This is a genomic window from Mesorhizobium intechi, from assembly GCF_002879535.1.
Taxonomy (GTDB): Bacteria; Pseudomonadota; Alphaproteobacteria; order Rhizobiales; family Rhizobiaceae; genus Mesorhizobium; species Mesorhizobium intechi.
Window position 1 is genome coordinate 20,378 of sequence record NZ_PNOT02000059.1, and the last position, 8,429, is coordinate 28,806.

Below are 8,429 nucleotides of genomic sequence, written 5' to 3' on the forward strand. Positions count from 1 at the left end.
ATCGACATGGGTGAAGTCTCTACGCCAGCAAATGCGCCAGTAGCGCGCGCAACTGCGCCGGCTTCAGCGGTTTGCGCATCAGTTCGATGCCGTCAGCCCGGGCTGCCTTGGCGACGGCTTCGGAACTGTCGGCGGTGACGATCAGCGCCGGGACGGCGCGGCCGAGATAGTCGCGGACGTCCGATATGGTGGCGGTGCCGAGGTCGCCGCCGTCGAGATGCTGGTCGGCAATGATGATGTCGGGCACCCAGTCGGTGTCGCCGAGCAGGTCAAGCGCATCGCCGGTCGAGGTTGCTGCCCGCACCAGGCACTGCCAGCGCTCGAGCAGGAAGGTCATGGCCTCCAGCACCTCGGCGTCGTTCTCGACCAGCAGCACCTTGGTGCCGAACAGGCCGTAGCCGCGCGACCGCTCTAGGCCGGTGGCGCTGGCGATCGCATCGGCCGGGGCACCGATGCCGACAGGAACATCAATGTGGAAGATCGTGCCGCGCCCGACCTTCGATGAGAAGGTCACGGGGTGGCCGAGCGCGCCGGCCATGCGGCGCACGATGGCAAGCCCGAGCCCAAGGCCGCCGCCGTCGAGACCGGCATTGGCGGGCAAGGTGCCGCGATGGAATTCCTCGAACACCGCCTCGCGCTGGTCCTCGGGGATGCCGCAACCGGTATCGGCGACATCGATGCGTATCGTGTCGCCGCGATGCCTGGTGCCGACGAGCACGCCACCCGAGCGGGTATAGCCCAGCGCGTTGGAGAGGATGTTCTGCAGGATGCGTCGCAGCAGCGTCCGGTCGGAGCGGACCACGGCGTTGACGGGCCGGAACTTCAGCGACAGGCGCTTCATTTCGGCGACCGGCTGGAAATCCGAGCGCAGCGACGAGAACAGCGCCTCCAGGTTGACGTCGCCGATGTCGGGGTGCACCACGCCGGCATCGAGCTTGGAAATATCAAGCAGGGTGCGCAGCAGGTCCTCCATCGTCTCCAGCGAGCGCTCGACCTGCCGCACCAGCTTCCTGCCTTCGTCGCTTGTCTGCACCTCGGCGAGCGCCGAGACGGACAGATGAGCCGCGTTCAGCGGCTGCAGCACGTCATGGCTGGCGGCGGCGAGGAACCTCGTCTTGGAAAGGTTCGCGAACTCCGCGTTTTCCTTGGCGGCGCTGAGGTCGATGTTGGACTGCTCCAGCCGCCGCAAGGTCGTGTGCAACTCCTCGGTGCGCGTGCGAACGCGGTTTTCCAGCGAAATGGCGGTCTGGAACAGCGAGAAGGCATTGCCTTGCTGGTCCATCGAACGCTCGACGCGGCCGACCAGGGCGGCGTTGATCTTCTTCAGCTTTTCGAGGTCGCTTATGTCCTTGAGCGGCATCTTGTCATTCCGCGGCCCTATTCCGCTGCTTGCCGTTCGCCAAAGGCAATGCCGGTGAAGGTCTGGTTCAAATGCATCGACCGGTACTGTTCGCCATAGGTGCCGAAGCCGACGACATTGTTGACCCGGTAGAGTTCCGAAATGTCGCGGAAGACCTGCCGGTTGCGCGCATCGAGGCGACGCAGCACGCAGTCGAAGCCGAGGATCAGGTCGATGCCGCCAAGTCTCTCCTCCACCTCGCGCAGGGCCGCGCGTGTCGATTCCACCATGTCCTTGGGCTGGGCGATCGACAACACGACGCCGTCGTCTATGGCGCAGAAGAACGACAGCGAGCCGTCGGCGTGCATCCTCTGGATCGAGCGGCAGTAATACTCGCCGCCCACCTTCACCACCACCGGATGCGAGGCAAAGCTCAGCGGCGTCAGGGTCTGCGGAACGATGCCGACGGAAGCGGCATATTCTTCCGCCGCATTGGTGGCGTTGAACTCGCGTACGATGCGGTGATCGGCGTCGGACGCCGTGACCACCAGTTTTTCGTCGGTCGGAACGAAATTGTCGGTCTTGAAGACGTGGAACGGAATGTCCGTGGCGATCAGCACGATGATGGCGCTGTCCGAGGTGACCCTGCCGTTCGAGATCAGGCGCGTCGTCTCGAATTTCAGGTCGTCGCCGGCCGAGCCGCCGAGCAGGGGTATGTCGTCAAGACCCCAATGGATGGCAGAGCTGACCGCTTCCTCGGCATAGGACAGCCCGTCGATGAAGCAGAGCGCGAAGGTGTTGCTGGTCCGCTCGCCGCCCACCCGGGCGCGTAGCGTGCGCCGCAAGGCCTCGACCTCGCCGGTGATCCTGTCCATGCCCGACGAGGATAGATTGTCCACCATGGCGCTGACCGCGGTAAATGACGCCGAGGGAAGCAGTATCGCCAGCATGTGGCCTTCCTCGAGCCCCTGCGGCGTGATCTCGCCGGCGGTGGAGCAGCCAGCATGGTGGAGCCCCGGCGCATACGCCGAGAGCGCCCGCGACAGGGCGCCGGCTTCGATAAGGCTCTGGGAGAAGAACACGAGGGCAAAGCCGGCGTCGATTGCCGCGGCCTCGCTGGCCACCGCGCGCGCGAAAGCAACCGGGTCGGGCTCGTCCGTGGTCAGCGCCGACAAGCCGCAGGCATAGCGTGTCCGTGAACTGGTCAGCGGCGTTCTCCCGCATTTCCTCCGACGCTGTCTTATACGCGGCTGTTTTTTCAGGCTTCTGGCGCGCAGGCGTCGAAGGATATTGTTGCTTCCAATCGGTGTTTTGGCAATGGGGCGAGGGGAATGCGCCTTCGGCCTTGGCCATGACCGAAAGTACAATGATCCGGCTTTTCCGTCGCGCTGTTTTTTGTGCGTTGTGCAGTGTACGAATAACGCATGGCCGAAAGTGCCAGCGGCGCGTCGGCAGCGTGATGACCAAGGTTGATACCCAGGGAGGATTCATGTCGGACGTTTCGTTGATGGTGAACGGCAAGCGGGTCAGCGGGGCGGCCGAAGACCGAACGCTGCTGGTTCACTTCCTGCGCGAGAATCTCGGCCTGACCGGCACGCATGTCGGCTGCGACACCTCGCAATGCGGGGCCTGCGTCGTCCATGTCGACGGCAAGGCGGTAAAGTCCTGCACCATGCTCGCGGTGCAGGCGTCCGGCTCGAGCGTTGTAACAATAGAAGGTCTCGCCAATGGCGCCGACCTGCATCCCGTGCAGGCCGCCTTCAAGGAACATCACGGCCTGCAATGCGGTTTCTGCACGCCTGGCATGATCATGGCGGCAACCGATATGATCAACCGCCATCCCGAAGGCCTCGACGAGGCAACGGTGCGAGCCGAACTGGAAGGCAATATCTGCCGCTGCACCGGCTACCACAACATCGTCAAGGCGATCCTCGCCGCATCGAAGACGATGGCCAAGGGGGCCAAGGGTAAGGCGAAACAGGCTGCGTGAACGAGCAGTAGGCAGTAGGCAGTTAGCAGTAGGGAACCGGAGCCAGTTTTTCCCTACTGTGGTACTGCCTTACTCACCCTGCTCCCCTACAATCTCGGGAGGAATTTCTGATGGGTATTGAAGGTGTTGGCGCTCGGGTCGCGCGCAAGGAAGACAAAAGGTTCATCACCGGCGCCGGCCGCTATGTCGACGACATGGTGGTTCCCGGCATGAAGCATGCGGCTTTCGTGCGCAGCCCGCACGCACATGCGCAGATCAAGAAGATCGACGTCAGACGAGCGCAGGCCATGCCCGGCGTCATCGGCGTGCTGACAGGCAAGGAGCTCAAGGCCGACGGCATCGGCAACCTTATCTGCGGCTGGATGATCCATTCCAAGGACGGTTCGCCGATGAAGATGGGCGCCTGGTCGCCGCTGGCCGTCGACAAGGTCCGCTACGTCGGTGACGCCGTCGTCATCGTCGTGGCCGAGACCAAGGGGCAGGCCCGCGATGCGGCCGAGGCGGTCGAGATCACCTACAAGGAATTGAAGGCCGTCGTCGAAGCCACCAAGGCGCTCGAGAAGGGCGCGCCGCAGATCCATGCCGAGGCTGAGAACAACCTGATCTTCGACTGGGAGATCGGCGATGCCAAGGCGACCGACGCGGCGATCAAGGCAGCGGCGCATGTCACCCGCATGAAGATCGTCAACAACCGGCTGGTGCCGAATGCCATGGAGCCGCGCGCGGCTCTCGGCCACTACGACAAGGCCGAGGACCATTACACCTGCTGGACGACATCGCAGAACCCGCATGTCGCGCGGCTGGTGATGAGCGCCTTCTACAATGTCGCGCCGGAAAACAAGCTGCGCGTCATCGCGCCGGATGTCGGCGGCGGCTTTGGCTCCAAGATCTACATCTACCCAGAAGAGATCGTCTGCCTGTGGGCTTCCAAGAAAACCGGCGTGCCGGTCAAATGGGTCGCCGACCGCACCGAAAGTTTTCTTTCCGACGCACATGGCCGCGATCATGTCTCTACGGTGGAAATGGCTTTCGACAAGAACAACAGGATTACCGGGCTGAAGGTCGACACGATCGCCAATCTCGGTGCCTACATGTCGCTGTTCTCGTCCTGCGTGCCGACCTATCTCTACGCGACGCTCTTGTCGGGCCAGTACGACATACCGGCCATCCACGCCAATGTGCGCACGGTCTACACCAACACGGCTCCCGTCGATGCCTATCGCGGGGCAGGGCGACCGGAAGCCACCTACCTCCTGGAACGCACGATGGAAGCGGCGGCGCGCGAGCTTGGCGTGTCGCCCGCCGAATTGCGGCGCAAGAACTTCATCACCTCCTTCCCGCACCAGACACCGGTGATCATGAACTATGACGCCGGCGACTATGGCGCCTCGCTCGATGCGGCCATGAAAGCCTCGGACTATACCGGCTTTGCCAAGCGCAAGGCTGCGGCCGCCAAGCAGGGCCTGCTGCGCGGCATCGGCATGAGCTGCTACATTGAGGCCTGCGGCATCGCGCCGTCGGCGGCGGTCGGCTCGCTCGGCGCCGGCGTCGGCCTTTGGGAATCGGCCGAAGTGCGGGTCAATGCCGTCGGCACGATCGAGGTACTGACCGGGTCACACAGCCATGGCCAGGGGCACGAGACGACCTTCGCGCAACTGGTCAACCAGCGTTTCGGCGTTCCGATCGATTCGGTTTCGATCGTCCATGGCGATACCGACAAGGTGCAGATGGGCATGGGCACCTACGGTTCGCGCTCGGGCGCGGTCGGCATGTCGGCGATATCAAAGGCCCTCGACAAGGTCGAGGCCAAGGCCAAGAAGATCGCCGCCCACCTGCTGGAAGCCGACGAGGGCGACATCGTCATCGAGAACGGTGCGCTGAAGGTTGCCGGTACCGACAAGAACGTGCCGTGGTTCCAGGTCGCGCTTGCCGCCTATACGGCCCACAATCTGCCGGCGGGGATGGAGCCCGGATTGAAGGAAACGGCCTTCTACGATCCGTCGAACTTCACCTTCCCGGCGGGCTGCTACATCTGCGAGGTCGAGATCGAACCGGAGACCGGAACGACAGAGATCGTCCAGTTCGTGGCCGCCGACGATTTCGGCAATATCATCAATCCGATGATCGTCGAGGGCCAGGTGCATGGCGGCATCGCGCAAGGGATCGGCCAGGCGCTGCTGGAGGGCGCCCATTACGACGCCAGCGGACAGCTGCTGACCGCGAGTTACATGGACTATACGATGCCCCGCGCGGGTGACCTGCCGTCGTTCAAGGTCTCGACCTCGAATACGCCATGCCCCGGCAACCCGCTCGGTATCAAGGGTTGCGGCGAGGCCGGCGCCATCGGCTCTCCGCCGGCGGTGATCAACGCCATCACCGATGCCATCGGCATCGCCGATATCGCCATGCCCGCCTCGCCGCCCACCGTGTGGGCCGCGATCCGCGCCGCGAAGCACTGAGGAGGAACAGCCATGTATTCGGTCAACTACCATCGCGCCGCCTCGGTTGCGGACGCCGCCAAGCTGGTGAAGAACGGCGACGCCAAGCTGCTGTCCGGCGGCATGACGCTGATACCTGCCATGAAGACGCGGCTGGCGGCCCCTTCAGATCTCGTCGATCTGTCGCGCATCAAGGAGATGCAAGGCATCAAGGTATCGGGGAAGACGGTCACTATCGGTGCGGCCACCACGCATTTCGACGTCTCCAACGACGAGAAGCTCAAGAAGACCTGCCCCGCGCTGGCCCATCTGGCATCGCTGATCGGCGATCCGGCGGTACGCTACAAGGGCACGATCGGCGGTTCGATCGCCAACAACGATCCGGCAGCCGACTATCCGGCGGCGCTTCTGGCGTTGGGCGCCACCATCGTCACCAACAAGCGCGAGATATCGGCCGACAAGTTCTTCAAGGGCCTGTTCGAAACGGCCTTGAAGGATGGTGAGATCATCACGGCGGTCTCCTTCACCGCGCCGGCCAAGGCGGCTTATGAAAAATTCCGCAACCCGGCTTCTCGCTATGCGATCGTCGGCGTGTTCGTGGCCAAGGGCAAGGACGGCGTCAGCGTTGCGGTGACCGGCGCCGGCGACGATGGCGTGTTCCGCTCGAAGGAGATCGAGGCAGCCCTTGCGAAGAACTTCGATGCCGCGTCGCTCGCCGGCGTGAAAGTGCCGGCGAAGAACCTGATGAGCGACATCCACGCTTCCGCCGACTACCGCGCCAACCTGATCGCGGTCATGGCCAAGCGCGCGGTGACAGCAGCCAACGCCTGACAGCATCGGTTGCCGACATGAAAGGGGCCATCCTGGCCCCTTTTTCGTGTGCGATGGTGTGCAGCCGTGCGGCCCGTGAAGGAATTCCGCCACGCGACTGGTCTTTGCTCGAAGAAATTGCAGCAGCCTGCTGCCCAAGGAACTATGTCGCCCGTCAATCTCGCACTTGCACAAATCTATATTGCACTGCAGTATGGGTTGGGGCGGGAATGCGAGCCGGGTTCGGATATCTACCGCCGTGCCCTTTCGCATGCCAATGCGAAGGATCGGCATGTCCGAAATTACCGCGACCCAGATGGTTCCGTCACGATCCGTCGTCCACAGATCGGCCAGAACAAGATTGGCCTATCTCGATGGCTGGCGCGGCCTGTCGATCGCCCTGGTGCTGATCGGGCATTTTTTTCCGGTCCCGGGAATCAATCTGGGCGTGTTGGGCGTCGAATTCTTCTTCGTGCTCAGCGGCCGGCTGATGGCCGAGATCCTGTTCATCGAACGCTACCCGCTGAAGAAGTTCTTCAAACGCCGCTTCTCGCGCATCTACCCGGCGCTTCTGGTCTTCGTCATCATTGCCATGATCGGGTTCTCCGGCACGTTCATCGCCTTCAAATGGAAGGCGGCGCTGACGGCGCTGACATTCACCTACAATTACGCCGGAATTCTCGTCACCCGCGCTGGAGCGCTTGACCATATCTGGTCGCTTTGTGTCGAGGAGCATGCCTACATCATCCTGGCGTTGATCAGCGCGCTCGTCTCCAGCCGCAATCGCGTCATCCCTTTGCTGGTGACGCTCGCCTTGCTCGCAATGGCCAATGGCGCGGTGTCGTACTGGGTGTTCAGGCTGGATTACGAAGCTACCTACTGGCGCACCGATGTGCACATCGCCTCGATTCTGCTGTCGGCTTCGATCTGCCTGCTCAAGGCCGAAGACCGGCTGCCGGCGGTGCTGAAAGGGCCTTATGTCGCCCTTGCGGCGGCGGCGGTCGCTGTTTTGCTGTTCATGGACCCGGTGCCGACGCCGATTCACTATCTCCTTGCGGTGCCGCTGCTGGCGCTGGCCGTCAATGCGCTCGATTTCAGCACGCCAATTTTTTCCAAATTGCTCTCGTCCTGGCCCATGGCGACGTTGGGCCTGTGGTCATACTCGCTCTATCTGTGGCAGCAGCCCTTCTACAAATTCGTCTATGAGCAAGGCAGCAGTCCATGGCCGATGCTGGCCGGGGTCTTTGCCTGCGCGCTATGCAGCTATTACCTCATCGAGCGGCCGGCGCGTGAATGGTTGAACCGCAACTGGTGATTCAGGCGTCATCGCGCCGAGGCACCGTTGTTGCGAGCCTGAGATAGCGCCGCAGGCCGGCTTCGCCGCGCGGCGTTGTCCAGCGATGGTTCCAGGCGAAGGCCGGCCGCAGCAGGGGTGCCAGGAATTTGAGGATCGGCCTCTCGACAGTGACCTGCCAGGTCAGTTGGACATGAGTGCCGCTGCCCGACGGCGACAGTTCGGCCCGCCACAGCCCGTCGAAGTCGCCCAAGGTTTTCACGACGACCAGCCGACCAGGCTCGAGTTCGGCGGCCTCGATGATGAAGTTCAGCTCATAGGGCAGGGCGCCGCGCGCCCGCGCCCTTGCCCGCGAGCCGACTGACGCCTTGCCCTTGCGGTCGAGCGGAACCACTTCCTTGTAGACCTCGCCCCACCAGAGCGGCAGCAATTCGGCGTCGGAGAGCACGTCCCACACTTGCTGCGGCGTGCCTTCGGGAATGTCCCAGCTTTCGTCGAAGCGGAAGACGTTGCTTGGCATCGCGGTTCCTCCATTTGGTGGAACGCTTATATTAGGAG

The 8,429-nt window shown here is 63.1% G+C and carries 7 protein-coding genes; 4 read left to right on the plus strand and 3 right to left on the minus strand.

Annotation, left to right across the window (positions count from 1 at the left end; all coding sequences use genetic code 11):
* Positions 1-19: 19 nt before the first annotated feature.
* Both C1D09_RS05345 and C1D09_RS05350 read right to left on the minus strand, forming a co-directional pair.
* Positions 20-1,360, minus strand: a complete 1,341-nt coding sequence (locus C1D09_RS05345) for an ATP-binding response regulator (protein ID WP_143973327.1) — start codon at positions 1,358-1,360, stop codon at positions 20-22.
* A gap of 17 nt (positions 1,361-1,377) precedes the next feature.
* Complete coding sequence (locus C1D09_RS05350) at positions 1,378-2,514, minus strand: FIST signal transduction protein (protein ID WP_143973328.1); 1,137 nt, start codon at positions 2,512-2,514, stop codon at positions 1,378-1,380.
* Positions 2,515-2,828: 314 nt separating this feature from the next.
* On the opposite strand from C1D09_RS05350, the gene C1D09_RS05355 reads away from it, so the two are divergent.
* The 4 genes from C1D09_RS05355 (at position 2,829) to C1D09_RS05370 (ending at position 7,892) form a co-directional block, all read left to right on the plus strand.
* Positions 2,829-3,329: a (2Fe-2S)-binding protein gene (locus C1D09_RS05355; RefSeq protein ID WP_143973329.1), complete on the plus strand. Its 501-nt coding sequence runs from the start codon at positions 2,829-2,831 to the stop codon at positions 3,327-3,329.
* 110 nt (positions 3,330-3,439) lie between these two features.
* A complete protein-coding gene (locus C1D09_RS05360) occupies positions 3,440-5,788 on the plus strand; it encodes a xanthine dehydrogenase family protein molybdopterin-binding subunit (RefSeq protein ID WP_143973330.1) in 2,349 nt (782 codons plus the stop codon).
* A gap of 12 nt (positions 5,789-5,800) precedes the next feature.
* Complete coding sequence (locus C1D09_RS05365; RefSeq protein ID WP_143973331.1) at positions 5,801-6,598, plus strand: FAD binding domain-containing protein; 798 nt, start codon at positions 5,801-5,803, stop codon at positions 6,596-6,598.
* A gap of 271 nt (positions 6,599-6,869) precedes the next feature.
* Complete coding sequence (locus C1D09_RS05370) at positions 6,870-7,892, plus strand: acyltransferase family protein (RefSeq protein ID WP_143973332.1); 1,023 nt, start codon at positions 6,870-6,872, stop codon at positions 7,890-7,892.
* Position 7,893: 1 nt separating this feature from the next.
* Here C1D09_RS05370 and C1D09_RS05375 read toward each other — a convergent pair whose 3' ends face one another.
* Complete coding sequence (locus tag C1D09_RS05375) at positions 7,894-8,391, minus strand: SRPBCC family protein (RefSeq protein ID WP_143973333.1); 498 nt, start codon at positions 8,389-8,391, stop codon at positions 7,894-7,896.
* Between the last annotated feature and the right edge of the window lie 38 nt (positions 8,392-8,429).

Coding starts and splice junctions, on each gene's coding strand:
- C1D09_RS05345 (WP_143973327.1), bottom strand. CDS start 1,360: ATGCCGCTCAAGGACATAAGCGACCTCGAAAAGCTGAAGAAGATCAAC.
- C1D09_RS05355 (WP_143973329.1), top strand. CDS start 2,829: ATGTCGGACGTTTCGTTGATGGTGAACGGCAAGCGGGTCAGCGGGGCG.
- C1D09_RS05375 (WP_143973333.1), bottom strand. CDS start 8,391: ATGCCAAGCAACGTCTTCCGCTTCGACGAAAGCTGGGACATTCCCGAA.
- C1D09_RS05360 (WP_143973330.1), top strand. CDS start 3,440: ATGGGTATTGAAGGTGTTGGCGCTCGGGTCGCGCGCAAGGAAGACAAA.
- C1D09_RS05370 (WP_143973332.1), top strand. CDS start 6,870: ATGTCCGAAATTACCGCGACCCAGATGGTTCCGTCACGATCCGTCGTC.
- C1D09_RS05365 (WP_143973331.1), top strand. CDS start 5,801: ATGTATTCGGTCAACTACCATCGCGCCGCCTCGGTTGCGGACGCCGCC.